The organism is uncultured Aquimarina sp. (assembly GCF_947492965.1).
Classification (GTDB): domain Bacteria; phylum Bacteroidota; class Bacteroidia; order Flavobacteriales; family Flavobacteriaceae; genus Aquimarina.
Genome location: NZ_CANLOZ010000001.1, coordinates 45,053 through 61,715 on the forward strand (window position 1 = coordinate 45,053; position 16,663 = coordinate 61,715).

A 16,663-nucleotide genomic window follows, 5' to 3' on the forward strand; every position below is an offset into this window, starting at 1 on the left:
ATTATTTTGATAATATGATATATTTGACAAGTTAAATTAACCATTAAATAAGAATCTTTTAATCCTATTAACATATGCAAGCAAAAATAGATGCATTTATGGAAGAAGTAAGAGCTCGTAACTCGCATGAGCCTGAGTTCTTACAAGCGGTTCAAGAAGTTGCAGAAACTGTAATACCGTATATCGCTACACAAGAAATATATAATGGAAAAAACATTCTTTTAAGAATGGTGGAACCTGAGAGAGCGATTATGTTTCGTGTACCATGGGTAGATGATAAAGGAGAGATACACGTAAATAGAGGATATCGAATTCAAATGAACTCTGCAATAGGTCCTTATAAAGGAGGATTGCGTTTTCATCCTTCGGTAAATCTAAGTATACTTAAGTTTCTTGCTTTTGAACAAGTATTTAAAAATAGCTTAACCACACTTCCTATGGGAGGTGGAAAAGGAGGTTCCGATTTTGATCCTAAAGGAAAGTCTGATGATGAAATTATGCGTTTTTGTCATAGTTTCATGAGTGAGCTTTGTAGACATATTGGGCCTGATACCGATGTTCCTGCTGGAGACATTGGAGTAGGAGGTCGCGAAATAGGATTCTTATTCGGTATGTATCGTAAAATACGTAATGAATTTACGGGAGTACTTACAGGTAAAGGAATTACTTGGGGAGGATCATTGATAAGACCTGAAGCAACAGGGTATGGAGCTGTGTATTTTGCACAAAATATGTTAGCTACAAAGAATGATTCTTTTGAAGGAAAGGTAGTTACAGTTTCTGGATCTGGAAATGTAGCCCAGTATGCTACAGAAAAGGCTACTCAGTTAGGAGCAAAGGTTGTTACTTTGTCGGATTCATCAGGTTATATTTATGACAAGGATGGTATCGACGAAGAGAAATTGGCTTTTGTTATGGAGCTGAAAAATGTAAAAAGAGGAAGAATCAGTGAGTATGTAGATAAATATCCTTCTGCAGAATTTCACAAAGGAGAAAGACCATGGAGTGTAAAATGTGATGTTGCACTTCCTTGTGCTACACAAAACGAACTTGATGGTGATGAAGCAGAGCAATTAATCGCAAATGGTTGTATCTGTATCAGCGAAGGAGCAAACATGCCAAGTACACCTGAAGCTATTGCTGCTTTTCATAAGGCAAAAATATTCTTTGCGCCTGGGAAAGCTTCAAATGCTGGAGGAGTAGCGACATCTGGATTAGAAATGACTCAGAATTCCTTGAGATATAATTGGACGCGCGAAGAAGTAGACGAAAAATTGAAGCAAATAATGAAAGATATTCACTCTTCATGTTTAGAATATGGAACTCAGGAAGATGGATATGTTGATTATGTAAAAGGAGCTAATATCGCAGGTTTTGTAAAAGTTGCGGATGCTATGTTGGCACAAGGAGTAGTATAAATTAATAATAATCCATACTATAGAAGCCGTTCTTATAATATTAGAACGGCTTTTTCATTATCTAAAAGCAATAATTAGTATTTTAGCATGTTATCAAAGCAGAGTAAATAGCACTCAGAAATTATGCAGTATCTCAGACTATCAATATTTCTAATTTTCCCATTATTTCTTTTTTCTCAAGATTTCAGTAATCAATGGACTGGACATTATTCTTATTTTGAGATTAATGATATATATGCTGCCGAAGATCGTGTTTATACAGCTTCAGAAAATTCGGTTTTTATTTTTGATACTGAGACCAGAACCTCAGAGACATTTTCTACAATTAATGGATTGTCTGGAGAAACTATATCTTCCATTTATCATAGTTCCACTTACGATATTACTGTAGTAGGGTATGATAATGGTTTATTAGAATTGATATTAGATGATGAAGTTAGAACTTTTATCGATATAGTGGATCAACCCACAATTCCACCTACAGAAAAAAGAATTAATCATTTTTTCGAAAATGATGATAAACTTTATATTTCTACAGAATTTGGTATTGTAGAATTTAACTTGGAAAGAATAGAGTTTGGAGATACCTTCTTTATTGGTCCAGGAGGTTCCCAAATTAACGTTACAGGTACAATTGTTGCAGAAAATTCTATATACGCTACTACATTGAATAATGGAATATTTTCAGCGGATGTGACCAATCCCAATCTGGTAGATTTTAACCAGTGGGCTAATCCAATTCCCGGGAGTTTTAGAGATATAGTAATTTTCAATAATCAGATTTTGGTCCATCAAAACTTGGATCTAGTTCAAAGCTTAGAAAATAATGTACTTACTACTGTATTTACCGCACCTTCTCCAATTAGAGATATGTATGCGGATTCTGGAAATTTAACAATTTCGCTAGCAGATAGTGCACTGGTTCTAGATACAAACTTTTCTGAAACCGCATCCATAACGAGTACTACAGAAGATAGTTTTGAACTGAACACTGCTTTAACTATCAATAATGAGGTGTATCTAGGTACAAATACTAGAGGATTACTAGAACTTGAATTAAGTAATCCAAATACAAAAACATTAGTTTCTCCAGAAGGGCCTTTGAGTAATTTTACTTTTGGAATCGAAGCGTTGAATAATAATTTATGGGTGGTGTTTGGTCAGTATGATGTGAATTTTAACCCATTTCCATTACAAAGAAGAGGGATCAGTAAACTTACAGCAGATGGTTGGTTTAATATTTCTAGAGATGAAGTGTTGGGGGCAACATCTTTGTCTCATATTACCATAAATCCAAATAATGAAGATCAGGTTTTTATAAGTAGTTTGAGCAGTGGGTTGATAGAAGTCAATAATAATGTAGTTACTAATTTATTTAATGATGTAAATAGTGGGTTCGAATCATTTATACCAGATAATTCTGATTTTGTATTCCTCAACGGTTCCGTTTTTGATAATGACGGTAATTTGTGGGTTAATAATTCTAGAGTAGATGATGGTCTCAAAAGATTTTCGCCTGGTGCTACACAAACCTTAAATGTTGATTTAAGTGGTATAATTTCGGATCCTTTAGGGAATCTTGGATTTTCTGATACTGTAATAGATAGAGATGGAAACCTTTTTATTGGCGGTTGGAATTCTGGAGTTATTGGTTATAATCCCGATACTGGTAATCAAGTTCAGTTATCAGGAGAAGCTGAAGGATCAAATATTCCTAGTGATTATGTATTAGCATTAGAAATAGATAGAAATAATCAATTATGGATCGGTACCTTTAGAGGGATAAGAGTTTTGTTTAATCCTTCAGGAGTTTTTCAACAAAGTAATCCGCAGGCAAGTCAAATCATTATTTTGGATGATGAAGGTGTGCCTCAGGAATTGTTGTTCGATGAGACTATTACGGATATAGAGGCAGATGGTTCTAATAATAAATGGGTAGCGACTGCATCTTCTGGGGTATTTTATTTTTCATCAGACGGGCAAGAAACATTAGCTCATTTTACCACAGATAATTCTCCTTTACCTACCAATAACGTTCGAGATATTTCTGTTGATGATTCTACTGGATCTGTCTTTTTTGCTACAGAAAAAGGCTTGTTAGAGTTTAAAGGTACTGCAACAGGGCCAGAAAATAATTTGGACAATGTTGTGGCTTTTCCAAATCCTGTGAGACCCGGATTTAATGGACAAGTAACTATAAGAGGATTAACTAGTAGGGCTAATGTAAAAATTACCGATATAGAAGGTAATTTAGTTCATGAGGAAATAAGCGAAGGAGGTAGTATACAATGGGACACTACTGCTTTTGGTAGGCATAAAGTGGCTTCTGGTGTGTATCTAATTTTGGTCACGGGAGAAGATCAAGGAGAAACTACTGTTTCTAAGCTATTGGTAGTCAGATAATGGTTGTAAAAACATCTGCAATAGTCATTCATTCTTTGCGATATAGTGAAAGTGATTTAATTGTTTCTTTATTGACGAAGACTAGTGGTCTTAAATCGTATCTATTAAAGGGAATTCTGAAATCTAAGCGAGGTAAAATTAGATCATCTTTGTTTCAACCTTTGACTTTATTAGAAATTGAAGCTAATCATAGAGATAAGGGAAATTTAGAGAGAATTCGAGAAGCAAGAATTCTAACTCCTTATTCTTCGCTGCATACAGATTTAATTAAAAACTCTTTAGTCTTTTTTCTTTCAGAAATACTTAAGAATACAATTCAGGAAGAAGAAGTTAATGATGAACTTTTTAATTATTTAGAGACTACTTTTCTATGGTTAGATGCTAACGATAATATTAGTAATTTTCATATTTCTTTTTTAATAAAACTTACACAATATTTGGGCTTTTATCCAGATATATCAAATATTCATTTGGATGTTTTTAATATGCAAGAAGGGTGTTTTCAGAATGATACATCAAACATTTATTGTATGGATGGAAATGTGATTTCCTTATTCAAGGAATTTTTAGGCACGACATTTGAGGCAAGTATGGATATTAAAATGTCTAGAATAGTAAGAAATGAGATTCTTGGGATGTTATTAGTATATTTTGAGCTACATTTGCACGGCTTTAAAAAACCAAAATCACTTTCGGTTTTGAACGAAATTTTTAGTTAAACAATGCGTTTATTTTTTGTTGTTGTATTCACGTTACTTTTTTTACAGGAAAGTGCTTCTCAAAGTATTACTGTACTTAGTAGAGCAAATGGTCAGCCTATTCCTAGTGTTACAATACATAACAAATCAAAATCAAAAACAGCAATAACTGATTTTGATGGAGTAGCAGATGTTTCGGCTTTTTTGGAAAATGAAAAGTTGTATTTTGTGCATATCTCACATATTACGGCAACAACGACGAAAGCAAATATAATTACATCTTCGAATATGTTTTATATGGAGATCGACGAGAACCAGTTATCAGAAGTGGTTATTTCGGTTTCTAAATGGGAGCAGGATAAGAAAGATGTTACTCAAAAAATTGTTAGTATTACTTCTGATGAAATAGCTTTTTCTACTCCTCAAACATCTGCGGATTTATTACAAAATAGTGGTCAAGTATTTATACAAAAAAGTCAATTAGGTGGTGGTAGTCCAATTATACGCGGTTTTTCTACTAATAGATTATTGCTTACCGTGGACGGAGTGCGAATGAATAATGCAATTTTTAGAGGGGGAAATGTTCAAAATGTAATTTCGGTAGATCCTTTTACAATAGATCGTACAGAAGTTATTTTAGGGCCTGGATCGGTCGTTTATGGTAGTGATGCTGTGGGAGGTGTTATGAATTTTTATACGGCACAACCCAAGTTTGCAATTAGTGGTAAAAATAAGTTGAGTGGTAATGCTATCATGAGATATGCTAGCGCAAGTAATGAGAAAACTGGACATGTTGACTTTAATATTGGATTAGAAAAATGGGCTTTTTTGACAAGTGTAAGCTATACGGATTTTGATGATCTAAAAATGGGAAGTCATGGACCAGACGATTATTTAAGAACTGAATTTGTAGAAACGATTAGTGGGGTTGATACCGTTGTTCAAAATGATGATCCGAGGACGCAGGTTTCTACAGGATATGATCAAATTAATTTTTTGCAAAAAATACATTTCATTCCCAATGAAAGATGGGATGTCAATGCAGGATTTATTTATACAGCAACATCTGATTATCCGAGATACGATCGTTTGATTAGACGTAGCGACGATCATTTAAGGTCTGCAGAGTGGTTTTATGGACCGCAAAAATGGTTGATGGGAAACCTTCAATTAACCTACAAGTGGAAAAATACATTTTATAATAAACTAAAATTCACGGCTGCATACCAAAACTTTCAGGAGAGTAGGAATGATAGAGATTTTGGAGACGTGATTTTGTCAAGAACAAAAGAAAATGTGGATGCTTATTCTGCAAATCTTGATTTTGAAAAAATATTTAATGATAAAACAACCATGCATTATGGATTGGAGTATATTTTAAATCAAGTGTCTTCTGACGGTTCAGAATTCAATATTTCTACGAATGAGTTAATGGCTGCGCCATCCAGATATCCTGATGGATCTACTTGGCAATCTATTGCAGCTTATGTAAGTCTAAAAAGTAAGCTAAGTGAAAAATTAAGATTCCAAGGTGGATTGCGTTACAATAGAATTATTCTGTATTCGGAGTTTGATGATACTTTTTTTGATTTTCCATTCACCGAAGCTAATTTGGATACTGAAGCTTTTACTGGTACGGCAGGTTTTAGTTGGCTTCCAAATGATCTTTTACATTGGAAATTAAACTTTTCTACAGCTTTTAGAGCTCCTAATATTGATGATGTGGGTAAGATTTTTGATTCGGAACCTGGATCAGTAGTGGTTCCCAATCCAGATTTAGAGCCAGAGTATGCGTATAATGGGGAACTAGGATTGACTGCAAATGTTGGCAAAAATTTCAAGATTGATTTAGCAACTTATTATACCCAATTGGATAATGCTTTGGTACGAAGAGATTTTTCTCTTAATGGCGAAACAGAAATTTTGTTTGGAGGAGAGTTGAGTAATGTACAAGCTATCCAAAATGCAGCGAATGCTCAAGTTTATGGGTTTGAGGCAGGGTTTCGTTATGATTTTGCTAAAAATTTAAACCTAGCAGCAAAATATACGTTTACAGGAGGAGAAGAAGAGTTAGATGATGGATCAGTTTCTCCATCTAGACATGTAGCTCCGCAATTTGGAAGTACCAATCTAACCTATGATAATCATAAATGGATGATCGATTTTTCCGCAGTTTACAACGGTCAGTTTGATTTTGAAGACTTAGCACCTTCACAACAAAATAATGCTTTTTTATATGCATTGGACGAAAATGGAAATCCTTATTCGCCATCGTGGTATACGCTAAACGTTCGCTCTAGGTATCAATTTACAAAGAGTTTGCAGGCTACTTTTACTATTGAAAATATTACTGATCAACGATACAGACCTTATTCTTCTGGAATCGCTGGTGCCGGTAGAAATTTTATTGCTTCCTTAAAATATTCGTTGTAGACTAAAGCATATATATTTGAAAGATACATTATACATTTTTGATATCGATGGAACACTTACAGATAGCGTTCCTATGTACTTGATTTCTGTTACTAAGGCGATGCAAGCTTTAGGAATTGTTGATATAGATACTGATTACAATAATTATAAACATCATACTGATAGTTATGCGTTGCGTTACAATTATGAACGTAATTTTAATAAAAGTGTACCTAAGGATTTACTAGATAAATTTGAAGATAACTTGATATCAGCAATGAACGATTTTGATCCTGTAAAGGAGATTAGTGGTGCAAAAGAATTGATAGATAGACTTAGAGGTGACAATATTCCATTTTGTTTTGCAACAGGAGCGTTACCTAAACCTGCCTTACAGAAATTAAATCAATGTGATATATGGTGCGATGAGCGATTATTAGCTACTTCTAAGACACATGAGTCAAGGGAAGGATTTGTGAAAGATGCTATAGAAAGGGCAAAATCTTTTTATGATAAAAGATATTTTGAAAATATCGTTTCGTTAGGTGATGGTCTGTGGGATTTAAAAACGGCACAAAACTTATCTTTAGATTTTGTTGGAATAGGAGACAAGAATAAGAGAAAGCTTATCGATAATGGAGCTACGCAATATTACCCAAATTTAGTGGAGTTTAGTAAAGAGTTGTTTTAAGGTCTTATTGCGCTCTTAGCTTTTTTATTAATTCAGTGTCAAAACTTTTCTTAAGAAGGGTAATTTCTTTTACATTTTCATTTGGTATCGCTATCGAAAGAACATAATGTTTAACTTTCCATCCTTTGCTAGTTTTCTCTAAAACGCCACTACCTCTACAAATACCCATTTGGGTGTCTAATAATTCATCAAACCATGCTAGATTGGAGTTTGGTTGAACAAAAATATTTCGTTCAAGCGTACTGAAACTCCACGCTTTCCCTTTGTCAAAATAAGGTTTTGAAAAAGCTTTAAATGAAGTCAAATCCCAATTTTCTGTAGGGTCAGTACCAATAAATATAGCATCTTCTGTCATTAGTGAAAAATAGTTGTCAAAAGATGCATCGGCAGCAGCTTTATGCCATTGTTCTAATATGGTATTAATTTGCTCTTTTTCTTGGGCAAAACCACAAAAGGAAACTACAAGCAATAAATAAAGGATATTTTTTTTCATAGTATACTATTCTTCAATTTCAATAATGTCTTCTTCAGGGTTTGCAATAGAATCTCTTAGAATGTCTCGCTCTCTTAATAGCTCTTTTTCGATATTTTCTGGAATGGCAAGAGATAATTCGTTTAACTGTATTATCAGACTATTGTATGCGGTAATTAGTCTAATATTAGCATTTATTAATTTCTGTGAATCTTGTTTTTTATTTTCGCTTAGTTGCAATAGTAAACCCGATTCTGTAGCTAAAACAGCGATACGAGAAATAATGGTATTTACTTTAAGATCTGCAGAAATATTTTCTTTAAAATTTTCAACCATTAAATTCATGCTATCAGCATATTTTCTAACATAAAAGGGATTAGATTCTTTCATGGATACAACTAAGTTTTTAAGATTTTGAAAATCTTCAAAACTTTCTAAGTCTTTAGAAGCTTCTGGAGACAATTTTAAAACATCAACCGTAGCCTTTTCTTTAGATAAACTATCTAGTTGGATAATTTCTTTTTCTTCCTGAGCAGTGTTGGAATTTTCTTTTTTGCATCCTGTACAGAATATAGTAAGAATACATAATGTAGAAAGCAATAATCTCATCGTGTAATTTTCAATAACAGACCAAAAATAGGGAATATCGTTGCAACTAAAAATTAAAAGCCTTAAGTATATCTACCTAAGGCTTAAAACAATTACTAATTTATATATTACGCATAATACCAAGCGCCATTTACATAGACCACTTCTCTCCAACCATAACGCGAGCTATAGTAATACCATTTGTCATTATATCTATATACTCTTAATCCGTATACCGTATAGTATTGACCATTTTCATAAGTTGGTTCTCCGCCGCCGCCATCTCCATCAGGATACATTTTATCAATTCCTTGTAAATCACCAGAGGATAATGCATTTCTTTGAACGGAATAAGTGCTACCATCTTTTTTGGTGATTGTAGGTTGCCCATTTTTAGAAAAAGAATAAGCTCCATACATCATAATAGATCCAAAATCTAAGGCATCTGTATATTCGTCACCATCATAACCCTGTTCTACATAGGTTCTGAAATTAAACTCTCTTCCAGATTGAATATTCTGAAAATTGATTGTTAGATATTGATCTCTACCTGCTCTACTTTGTTCGTGCCATAAACCTACAGCATGACCAATTTCGTGTATGGTATTTCCAGTACTACATCCGCTTGCAAGATTAATGTTTTGTCTTCCACCAACCATTCCAACATTAGAAGAACAACCACTACCAGGTCTAAAATAGATATAGTTTGGTTCGTTTGTTCTTTCAATAAATGTTAGATTCGTGTTGTTTTCCCAGCTTGCAATCGCATTAGTAACACGTGCCTTGTTCGGTAAATCACTCGCGATTGTGTAATATACCGTATTGTTCGGCCATCTTCCAGAAGTTCTTCCAACGCTTTTGCTTTCGGATGGATCTTGGCCATCTTCTAAAACAAAGTTAGTATCTTCGGAGAAAACGTGATCTTTGGGAAGAATGATATCCCCTTCAAAAATACGATCTCCATTTAGCGATTCGTAATTAATAGGAAGACCAGCATAGAATCCTTCTTCAATAGTTCCTGTCGTGCTAAAATTAGCCCTTTCTGCTCCATCAAAAAGAGGTGTTTCTGGTTCTAAATTCTCTAGATCCGAAATAGGCTCGTTCTCAGAGCATGAGAACATAGCTAATGCTGTTCCTAGCATTAGGATTGATTTGTTAATTTTCATTTGAGTTTGTGTTTTTATGTTATTAACACTTGCTCTAACCAGAAACCACATCAATTAGTATTTTTCTAATAAATAATTAACACTTAATGCGACATAAAACAGGAAACGTTAACATTTGTAACATAAGAAGTAAAAATCCTACAAACAGGTTGATTTTCAGTGATTTGTTTGTCGATAAATTTAAGGGTTAGGGTTTTGTATAGTGAGATCAGAAATGATTTGCCAGGTGTTTTCTTGATTTTTAACTAGCAAAAAAGTTACTTGCATACTATTTTCAGGAGCTTCTAGTAGTGCAATAACGGTTGCAGAATGTCCTTTAATATCTAGATGTAAAATAGAGGTTTTATAAGGCGTGCCGCCAATTTTCTTTTGATTCATTAATGAAATATATCCGGCTCCTGAAATGACAGTGGTTTTATCAGAAGTAGGATATCGATTTACCACAACTCGAAAGTCGGGATGTAAAATTTCACCAAACATAGCTGTGTTGCGTTGCGCTCCTGCGGTTACAAATTTTTCTACCACAGTTTTAATTTCGTTTTCCATAACTTCTTCGTTAGTTTGAGATTTACAATCGGCCGTACATAAACATATAATACAAACCATAATTCGTGCTAAAGTTTTCATTAGTATCAATTTTAGAATTTTAAACGGTGTGAAACTAAGAATACGGAAACAGGATTTTTGTGACGATGATCACAAAGTGTAATTAGGACATTCTTTTACGAATTCTACTCAGAGTTTCTCTGGCAACGCCAATATAAGATGCTAAATATTGAACTGGTATTTGCTGAATAAGTTCTGGATTGTGTTCTAATAAATATTTATATCGATCTTCGGGCTTTAGCGATGTTAACATTGTTGTAAAGGTATGCTGCTCACTTAATAAATGTTCGAGTAGTTTTCTTCCTAAACGTTCAAAGGATATTGATTTGTCGTAAAGTTGTAAAAGTTCGGTTCTCTTAATAAAAAAACCTTCTGTATCACTTATGGCTACAATGTTTTTGTTGGAAGTGTTTTGAGAAGCCAAGCTGGATATTTCTGTGGCAAAATCAGAAACACTAAAAAAAGAAGTGTAAATCTCTTTAGTATTAATGAGCTCGTATAGACCCAAAATGCCTTTGGTAACAAATAGTATTCCGTGATTGTACTGTCCGTTTTGTAGTAGAAATTCCTTTTTTGCTAATGTTTTGTATTCAGAAATCTTTAAAAATTCTTTAAACTCTTCGTCCGTGAGTTTATGAAAGTTATGAAGAGTGGTTTTGAGAAGATTAATAGCATCGTCCATACTATACGTAAACTAACTTTTGTTTTGTGTAAAGCACTAAGGTATTGTTTTAAAAAAAAGAACACAACATTACTTATAAAGAATGTAATTCGTATTTCTGCTCAATCCATTGGTTGAAATTGATATAACCTAATATGAAATTTGGGATGGGGTTTTTCTTTAGTTCTAAAGCTAACTCCTCAAAAGCATCCTTCTTTGCTTTTTCAGAAAGTTCGACAGTTTTGCTTAAAAATTTCAATATGAGCTTTTCATAGACTTCTATGTTTTTTTGCTTTTTAATATTTTTTTTTAGTGCATCTATTAAATATCTCATCGAAAATCCATTTCCTAGTTCGTAGTGTGTTAGAAGGTTGAGCCAATAGGTGTAGGTGATAAGGTCTTTTCGGTCTTTTTTTGTCTGATTGTTTAGGATGTCATTGATCCAGTGAAGGGATTTTTGAAAATCTCTTTTTTGAAAGTAGATGTTGGCAAACTGAAATCTAAAAGAAAGCCAATAATTATCTGGAATTACATTTTTGTTTTCCTCTATAAAACCATGAATATTTTCTATAACCTCTTGTGTGTTGTGAATGTCTTTTAGGTTTCTGTGAATTTCTAATTCTATATTGTACAGACGAAGTTTTTCTTTAATTAATGAAGCAGAATTTACCGTAATTTCAGATGCTTTTTGTTTTAAGAATAATATTCTAACGAATGCTTCTTTGTATAGTTTTTCGAAAACAAGATATCCTAGATAATTGTTGTAGACCGAGAAATATGTGGTAAAGTACTCTTTAAGCAGTTCAGGCTGTTGTTCCCATTCTTTGATCAGTTTTTCTATGAGTTGTTTTGCCTTTTTTGGATTGTTAGAGGCAAGATGTTTTCGGTATAAATGAAGTGCCTTTAGTGTTTTGTTCTGTAGGTGATTTGTTTTTTTGTGAGATAAAGAAGCGTTTATGGGGTCTGTGTTGGCTAATAAAAGATTGATATAGTTGGTTGTAGAATCTAAGCATTGTTTCTGCTCGGTGATAATATCTTTTAAGGTTTCGAAATCTTGAGGATGTAAGGCTTGATAAACTTTTCTTTTCCAATCTTTTATTTGAAAAAGCAATACATTTTGTTGAAAGTTGATAGCTTTTTTTTCTGCTCTTTTTAATTCGCTATTACAAATGGCATACAATCCTTTGTGATATAAAATTTCAACATTTTTAATAATACTGATTAGTTCGGCTTGTATCGAAATTTTGGCGTGATAATTTCTGAGAGATTGCAGAACACGCTGTTTTAGGTAGTTCTTTATGGTTGTTAGCTGGTTGATAAAAGCTTTGTCTGAGAATTGTGTTTTGATTAATGTTTCATCATATATCTTTTGCGCTTCGATAGCGTCAAAAAGCAATAGGTATTCAGCGTCTTCTCCTCCTTTAGAACTGAGTCGAAAATAACGTTTCTCACTTTTTGTCAATGATTTGATTAAATAGAATAATTCTTCGTTTTTCTTCATTTTAGAAACCTATGTTTTTTCAAAAATAATACTTTTTTTCATGACTCTGATCACATACTTTTGAGAGAATCTTAATCAATACTTTATTTTATTATGTCAAATGCAATTAGCTGGTTTGAAATACCAAGTACCAATTTTGAAAGAGCTGTAAAATTTTACAATGAGCTTTTAGATGTAGAACTACAACCTATGGAGATGGAATTTAAAATGGCATTTTTTCCATACAAAGATGGTGGAGTAGGTGGCTGTGTTACGCATGGAAACGGAAATACACCATCACAAGAAGGTACATTTGCCTACCTTAATGGAGGAGATGATCTTTCCATTCCTTTAGCTAGAGTAGAAAAAGCTGGAGGAAAGATTTTAATGCCTAAAACTTCTATAGGAGAGAATGGTTTTATGGCAATTTTTCTGGATACCGAAGGAAATAGGGTTGCATTTCATTCCATGAAATAAACTATTTAATACATTCCTAAACTATCTAGAGATTATACTATCCAACAGAAGTTCATTAAGAAATTCAGGATGTTTATGTTACTCTAGATAGTATTTTGCTATATTTAATAACTGATACATAAGACCATGCAATATTTTACACAAGACTTTGTAGAATTTTTTAAGGAATTAGAATTTAATAATCATAAAGAGTGGTTTCATACCAATAAAAAGAGATATGAAGCAAGTGTGAAGAGACCTTTTGAGATTTTTGTGGGTAAAATGATTCAAGAAATTCAGAAGTACGATCCTACATTGCAAATTGATGCTAAAGAGTGTGTGCTACGTATAAACAGGGATATTCGTTTTTCTGAAGATAAATCCCCGTATAATTTATACTACACAGCCTTTATATCTAATGGAGGACGAAAAGATAAAAGTGTTCCGGGTTTGTTTTTGCGATTGTCACCCATTATGGTAGGAGTTATGGGAGGATGTTTTGGTATTACAAAGGAACAATTGTTTAATTTAAGAACTACGATTAGTAATAATCCTAAAGATTTTAGAAAATTAATTGAAGAAAAAGAGTTTGTTGAGAGATTTGGAGAAATCAAAGGACGAGCAATAAAACGAATTCCAAGAGAATGGAAAGAAGCTTACAAAATTGAACCTTTAATTGGGAACAAACAATTCTATTTTGTTGGAGAAGAATCACCTTCATTGATCACCAATGATTCTCTTATTGATAAATTAATGGAGTATTGGAAGATAATGCGTCCTATAAATGAGTATTTAACCAAAGCAATTCAATAATGGCGTATAGTGAGTTCCTTTCGGATCGGATTCATCAGATTTTTAAAGACAAAAGAACAAATTTCTATACCAAAAGAATGATAGGAGGTCTTTGTTTTATGGTAGATGACAAAATGTGTTGTGGAATCCATTATGATAAAAAGAAGGAAACCGATTTATTAATGGCAAGAATAGGAGAAGAAGCCTATGCTATTGCTATCAATAGAACTGGGTGTTATCCAATGGATTTTACAGGAAGACCAATGAAAGGATATGTTTTTGTAACTCCAGAAGGTTTTGATATGGATGAAGATCTTGAATATTGGATACAATTATGTCTGGATTTTAATCCTTTAGCCAAAAGTAGTAAGAAGAAGAAATAGGTATGAAAAGTTTCTAAAATGCTATTTTAAAATAGATAGTTTTTGTAATTGTTAAAGTTCGATAGCGACCTATTGCATATGTCTAAAACAATCTTTACTAAAACAAACGTATTTATTGCAATGCAGTATCTTTTTGCTAGGAAAAAACAAATTTTTTTGGCAATGATTGGTGTATTGTTAGGAGTAACTACTTTTATAGTGATGATTAACTTTATGACTGGAGTGAACGATTTTTTAGATGATGCTGTTTTTAATGGAAGTCCTGATATAATTATTAGTAAGGATGTAGAAAAACCAAACGCTAATTCGATCTTAAGTCAAGGAAGTTTTTTAGATAACTATGATAAAATCGACTCTTTTTTAAAGAATAAGAATAATGTGCGAAGTTTTGCGCATCAAATAATCTCTCCAGCAATTTTAATAAGTGATGCTAAGCAACATCCTGGCAGTATTAATGGAGTTTTTCCGACCCATGAAGATACTATGGTTGATCTCGAAAGAAGATTGGTAGAAGGAAAAGGGTTTCAGAGTTTATCTGCAAAAAACACCATCCTTATCGGTATAAGCTTGGCAAAAAGATTGCAAGTTTCTGTTGGGGATTCTATTAAAATGATTCTTCCTAATGGTAAAAATCAACAATTAGAAGTTTCAGGAATATTTAGTTTTGGGATTACCACAATTGATAACGTACGAACTTATACCTCTTCAGAAACATTACAACATTTATTAGGTCAGAAGAATCATATCACTAATATTCACATTAAATTAAAAGATAGAGATGATGTGAGTATTAAAGATGATCTTGTTCAAAAATTCCAAGGGATAACTACAGAAGATTGGAAGGACAGTAATAAAACTATTGTCATTGGTAATAAAGTAAGAGACATTCTAACATGGTCAGTTTCTTTTGCATTGCTTTTGGTTGCAGGATTTGGAATTTATAATATTCTAAATATCACCGTAATTCAGAAAAGAAAGGATATTGCCGTTTTGAAAACCGTTGGATATTCTAGTGAAGATATTGTATTTATCTTTTTGGTACAATCAATTATTATTGGTGTGTTTGGAGCATTTTTAGGCGTCTTATTTGGATATGGTATTAGTTATTTAATATCTACAACACCCTTGGATACTTCGGATTTTATTATAGTAGAGACGTATCCTATTAACTTTAAGGTTTTTTACTACATTTTGGGATTTTTCTTTGGTGTTTTGACAACTGCTTTCGCTGGGTATTTCCCATCTAAAAAAGCTAGTAAAGTGGATCCGGTAACGATTATAAGAGGGATATGATTTTAAAAGCTAAACAGATCAATAAATATTTTACAGAACCAGAAAAGCATCAGGTTTTACAAGATGTTTCTTTATCAATTTCTGAAGGCGAGTTAGTATCTGTATTTGGTGAGTCTGGAAGCGGTAAATCTACCTTATTATATATTTTGTCTACGTTAGATACTGATTTTGATGGTGATCTAACAATATATGATCACAAAATTAAAAGGTTAACTGCTTCGCAATTAACTGATTTTAGAAATAAACATATCGGTTTTGTATATCAATTTCATTATTTGCTTCCAGAGTTTAATGTCCTTCAGAATGTAATGTTGCCTGCTATGAAACTTTCCTTAAAAAATAAAAAGGAGATAGAACATGATGCTATGAGTTTATTAGCAGAAGTGGGTATGAAATCCTTTGCTAAACGCCCTGCATATCAACTTTCTGGTGGACAACAACAGCGAGTAGCTATTGCAAGAGCTTTAATAAATAATCCTTCATTAATTGTTGCAGATGAACCTACTGGAAATTTAGACCAAAAAAACTCAGAATTAATATTCGATTTGCTTAAAGAAATTACAGGAACCAAAAATAAAGCTGTAGTAATTGCCACCCATAATTCTAAAATTTATCATAATTCTGATAGAAGTATTGAAATGATTGATGGAGTTATACGACTATGATCGTATAAAAACTTAAAAATCAATAAAATGGAAACTTCTTTTAATAAAAGTATTGTGATTTTCGATGGTGAGTGCAATTTATGCAATGGAGTAGTAGGCTGGTTGATGAAATTTGCTCCGAAAGATCTTTTCCATTTTACTCCTTTTCAATCTCCTCAAGGCCAAGAATTATTAAAAAAATACGGCTACCCAACTGAAAGGTTAGATACAGTGATTTTAATAGATGAAAATGGAGCACATACACACTCTGATGGTTTTATTAAGATAGTCTCTAAAATTCCAAAGTGGAAACGAGTAGCAGCCCTGTTAGCCTTTGTTCCTCGAATGATACGCGATGGAATTTATAAACTAGCTTCTCGCAACAGAGTAAAGTGGTTTGGACAGTCTACCAGTTGCACAATTAACTTTAGATAATTTTTTACTTCACTTCGCTATTGAAGGTCAATTAAAAAGAATTGCTACATTTGGATGATCACACA

17 protein-coding genes are annotated in these 16,663 nt (G+C 33.0%); 11 read left to right on the plus strand and 6 right to left on the minus strand.

Translation table 11 applies throughout. The features are described from left to right. Nucleotides 1-74 precede the first annotated feature (74 nt). The 5 genes from gdhA to Q1B37_RS00225 all read left to right on the plus strand — a co-directional run bounded on the left by gdhA (nucleotide 75) and on the right by Q1B37_RS00225 (nucleotide 7,622). Nucleotides 75-1,418: an NADP-specific glutamate dehydrogenase gene (gdhA, locus tag Q1B37_RS00205; RefSeq protein ID WP_299894117.1), complete on the plus strand. Its 1,344-nt coding sequence runs from the start codon at nucleotides 75-77 to the stop codon at nucleotides 1,416-1,418. Between the two features lie 123 nt (nucleotides 1,419-1,541). Beyond that, nucleotides 1,542-3,821 (plus strand): two-component regulator propeller domain-containing protein, encoded by a 2,280-nt coding sequence (locus tag Q1B37_RS00210; protein WP_299894120.1) that lies wholly within the window; start codon nucleotides 1,542-1,544, stop codon nucleotides 3,819-3,821. Then, complete coding sequence (gene recO, locus Q1B37_RS00215; RefSeq protein ID WP_299894123.1) at nucleotides 3,821-4,540, plus strand: DNA repair protein RecO; 720 nt, start codon at nucleotides 3,821-3,823, stop codon at nucleotides 4,538-4,540. Before Q1B37_RS00210 ends, recO begins: the two co-directional genes overlap by 1 nt. A 3-nt stretch (nucleotides 4,541-4,543) precedes the next feature. Then, entirely contained in the window at nucleotides 4,544-6,952 is a 2,409-nt protein-coding gene (locus Q1B37_RS00220; protein ID WP_299894125.1) for a TonB-dependent receptor, read from the plus strand. A 16-nt stretch (nucleotides 6,953-6,968) separates the two neighbouring features. Next, entirely contained in the window at nucleotides 6,969-7,622 is a 654-nt protein-coding gene (locus Q1B37_RS00225; protein ID WP_299894127.1) for an HAD family hydrolase, read from the plus strand. 4 nt (nucleotides 7,623-7,626) lie between these two features. Here the strand turns inward: Q1B37_RS00225 and Q1B37_RS00230 are convergent, their stop codons facing one another. From Q1B37_RS00230 to Q1B37_RS00255, 6 genes are all read right to left on the minus strand, one after another. Beyond that, nucleotides 7,627-8,115, minus strand: coding sequence for a nuclear transport factor 2 family protein (locus tag Q1B37_RS00230; RefSeq protein WP_299894129.1), 489 nt, complete (start codon nucleotides 8,113-8,115; stop codon nucleotides 7,627-7,629). A 6-nt stretch (nucleotides 8,116-8,121) separates the two neighbouring features. After that, complete coding sequence (locus Q1B37_RS00235) at nucleotides 8,122-8,703, minus strand: hypothetical protein (RefSeq protein ID WP_299894132.1); 582 nt, start codon at nucleotides 8,701-8,703, stop codon at nucleotides 8,122-8,124. Between the two features lie 107 nt (nucleotides 8,704-8,810). Further along, a complete protein-coding gene (locus tag Q1B37_RS00240; RefSeq protein WP_299894135.1) occupies nucleotides 8,811-9,848 on the minus strand; it encodes a M12 family metallopeptidase in 1,038 nt (345 codons plus the stop codon). Between the two features lie 180 nt (nucleotides 9,849-10,028). Then, nucleotides 10,029-10,475, minus strand: coding sequence for a nuclear transport factor 2 family protein (locus tag Q1B37_RS00245; RefSeq protein WP_299894138.1), 447 nt, complete (start codon nucleotides 10,473-10,475; stop codon nucleotides 10,029-10,031). An 82-nt stretch (nucleotides 10,476-10,557) separates the two neighbouring features. Then, nucleotides 10,558-11,136, minus strand: a complete 579-nt coding sequence (locus Q1B37_RS00250; RefSeq protein WP_299894141.1) for a Crp/Fnr family transcriptional regulator — start codon at nucleotides 11,134-11,136, stop codon at nucleotides 10,558-10,560. Nucleotides 11,137-11,209: 73 nt separating this feature from the next. Beyond that, nucleotides 11,210-12,616, minus strand: a complete 1,407-nt coding sequence (locus tag Q1B37_RS00255) for a hypothetical protein (protein WP_299894143.1) — start codon at nucleotides 12,614-12,616, stop codon at nucleotides 11,210-11,212. A 93-nt stretch (nucleotides 12,617-12,709) separates the two neighbouring features. On the opposite strand from Q1B37_RS00255, the gene Q1B37_RS00260 reads away from it, so the two are divergent. From Q1B37_RS00260 to Q1B37_RS00285, 6 genes are all read left to right on the plus strand, one after another. After that, on the plus strand, nucleotides 12,710-13,072 hold the full coding sequence (locus Q1B37_RS00260; RefSeq protein ID WP_299894146.1) for a VOC family protein: 363 nt from the start codon (nucleotides 12,710-12,712) through the stop codon (nucleotides 13,070-13,072). Nucleotides 13,073-13,198: 126 nt separating this feature from the next. Further along, nucleotides 13,199-13,864, plus strand: coding sequence for a DUF2461 domain-containing protein (locus tag Q1B37_RS00265; protein WP_299894149.1), 666 nt, complete (start codon nucleotides 13,199-13,201; stop codon nucleotides 13,862-13,864). Next, the gene (locus tag Q1B37_RS00270) at nucleotides 13,864-14,226 is read left to right on the plus strand and encodes a TfoX/Sxy family protein (RefSeq protein WP_299894151.1); all 363 of its coding nucleotides are present in this window, start codon (nucleotides 13,864-13,866) and stop codon (nucleotides 14,224-14,226) included. Before Q1B37_RS00265 ends, Q1B37_RS00270 begins: the two co-directional genes overlap by 1 nt. Before the next feature lie 78 nt (nucleotides 14,227-14,304). Beyond that, nucleotides 14,305-15,519: an FtsX-like permease family protein gene (locus Q1B37_RS00275; protein WP_299894154.1), complete on the plus strand. Its 1,215-nt coding sequence runs from the start codon at nucleotides 14,305-14,307 to the stop codon at nucleotides 15,517-15,519. Continuing rightward, nucleotides 15,516-16,184, plus strand: a complete 669-nt coding sequence (locus tag Q1B37_RS00280; RefSeq protein ID WP_299894157.1) for an ABC transporter ATP-binding protein — start codon at nucleotides 15,516-15,518, stop codon at nucleotides 16,182-16,184. The genes Q1B37_RS00275 and Q1B37_RS00280 overlap by 4 nt, the downstream gene beginning before the upstream one ends. 27 nt (nucleotides 16,185-16,211) lie before the next feature. After that, nucleotides 16,212-16,598 (plus strand): thiol-disulfide oxidoreductase DCC family protein, encoded by a 387-nt coding sequence (locus tag Q1B37_RS00285; protein ID WP_299894159.1) that lies wholly within the window; start codon nucleotides 16,212-16,214, stop codon nucleotides 16,596-16,598. Nucleotides 16,599-16,663 lie beyond the last annotated feature (65 nt).

Excerpts from the sequence above, each read along its gene's own strand:
- Q1B37_RS00265 (WP_299894149.1), top strand. The coding sequence starts at position 13,199 with ATGCAATATTTTACACAAGACTTTGTAGAATTTTTTAAGGAATTAGAA.
- Q1B37_RS00210 (WP_299894120.1), top strand. The coding sequence starts at position 1,542 with ATGCAGTATCTCAGACTATCAATATTTCTAATTTTCCCATTATTTCTT.
- Q1B37_RS00280 (WP_299894157.1), top strand. The coding sequence starts at position 15,516 with ATGATTTTAAAAGCTAAACAGATCAATAAATATTTTACAGAACCAGAA.
- Q1B37_RS00230 (WP_299894129.1), bottom strand. The coding sequence starts at position 8,115 with ATGAAAAAAAATATCCTTTATTTATTGCTTGTAGTTTCCTTTTGTGGT.
- Q1B37_RS00255 (WP_299894143.1), bottom strand. The coding sequence starts at position 12,616 with ATGAAGAAAAACGAAGAATTATTCTATTTAATCAAATCATTGACAAAA.
- Q1B37_RS00260 (WP_299894146.1), top strand. The coding sequence starts at position 12,710 with ATGTCAAATGCAATTAGCTGGTTTGAAATACCAAGTACCAATTTTGAA.
- Q1B37_RS00235 (WP_299894132.1), bottom strand. The coding sequence starts at position 8,703 with ATGAGATTATTGCTTTCTACATTATGTATTCTTACTATATTCTGTACA.
- Q1B37_RS00245 (WP_299894138.1), bottom strand. The coding sequence starts at position 10,475 with ATGAAAACTTTAGCACGAATTATGGTTTGTATTATATGTTTATGTACG.
- Q1B37_RS00220 (WP_299894125.1), top strand. The coding sequence starts at position 4,544 with ATGCGTTTATTTTTTGTTGTTGTATTCACGTTACTTTTTTTACAGGAA.
- gdhA (WP_299894117.1), top strand. The coding sequence starts at position 75 with ATGCAAGCAAAAATAGATGCATTTATGGAAGAAGTAAGAGCTCGTAAC.
- Q1B37_RS00270 (WP_299894151.1), top strand. The coding sequence starts at position 13,864 with ATGGCGTATAGTGAGTTCCTTTCGGATCGGATTCATCAGATTTTTAAA.
- Q1B37_RS00285 (WP_299894159.1), top strand. The coding sequence starts at position 16,212 with ATGGAAACTTCTTTTAATAAAAGTATTGTGATTTTCGATGGTGAGTGC.
- recO (WP_299894123.1), top strand. The coding sequence starts at position 3,821 with ATGGTTGTAAAAACATCTGCAATAGTCATTCATTCTTTGCGATATAGT.
- Q1B37_RS00240 (WP_299894135.1), bottom strand. The coding sequence starts at position 9,848 with ATGAAAATTAACAAATCAATCCTAATGCTAGGAACAGCATTAGCTATG.
- Q1B37_RS00275 (WP_299894154.1), top strand. The coding sequence starts at position 14,305 with ATGTCTAAAACAATCTTTACTAAAACAAACGTATTTATTGCAATGCAG.
- Q1B37_RS00250 (WP_299894141.1), bottom strand. The coding sequence starts at position 11,136 with ATGGACGATGCTATTAATCTTCTCAAAACCACTCTTCATAACTTTCAT.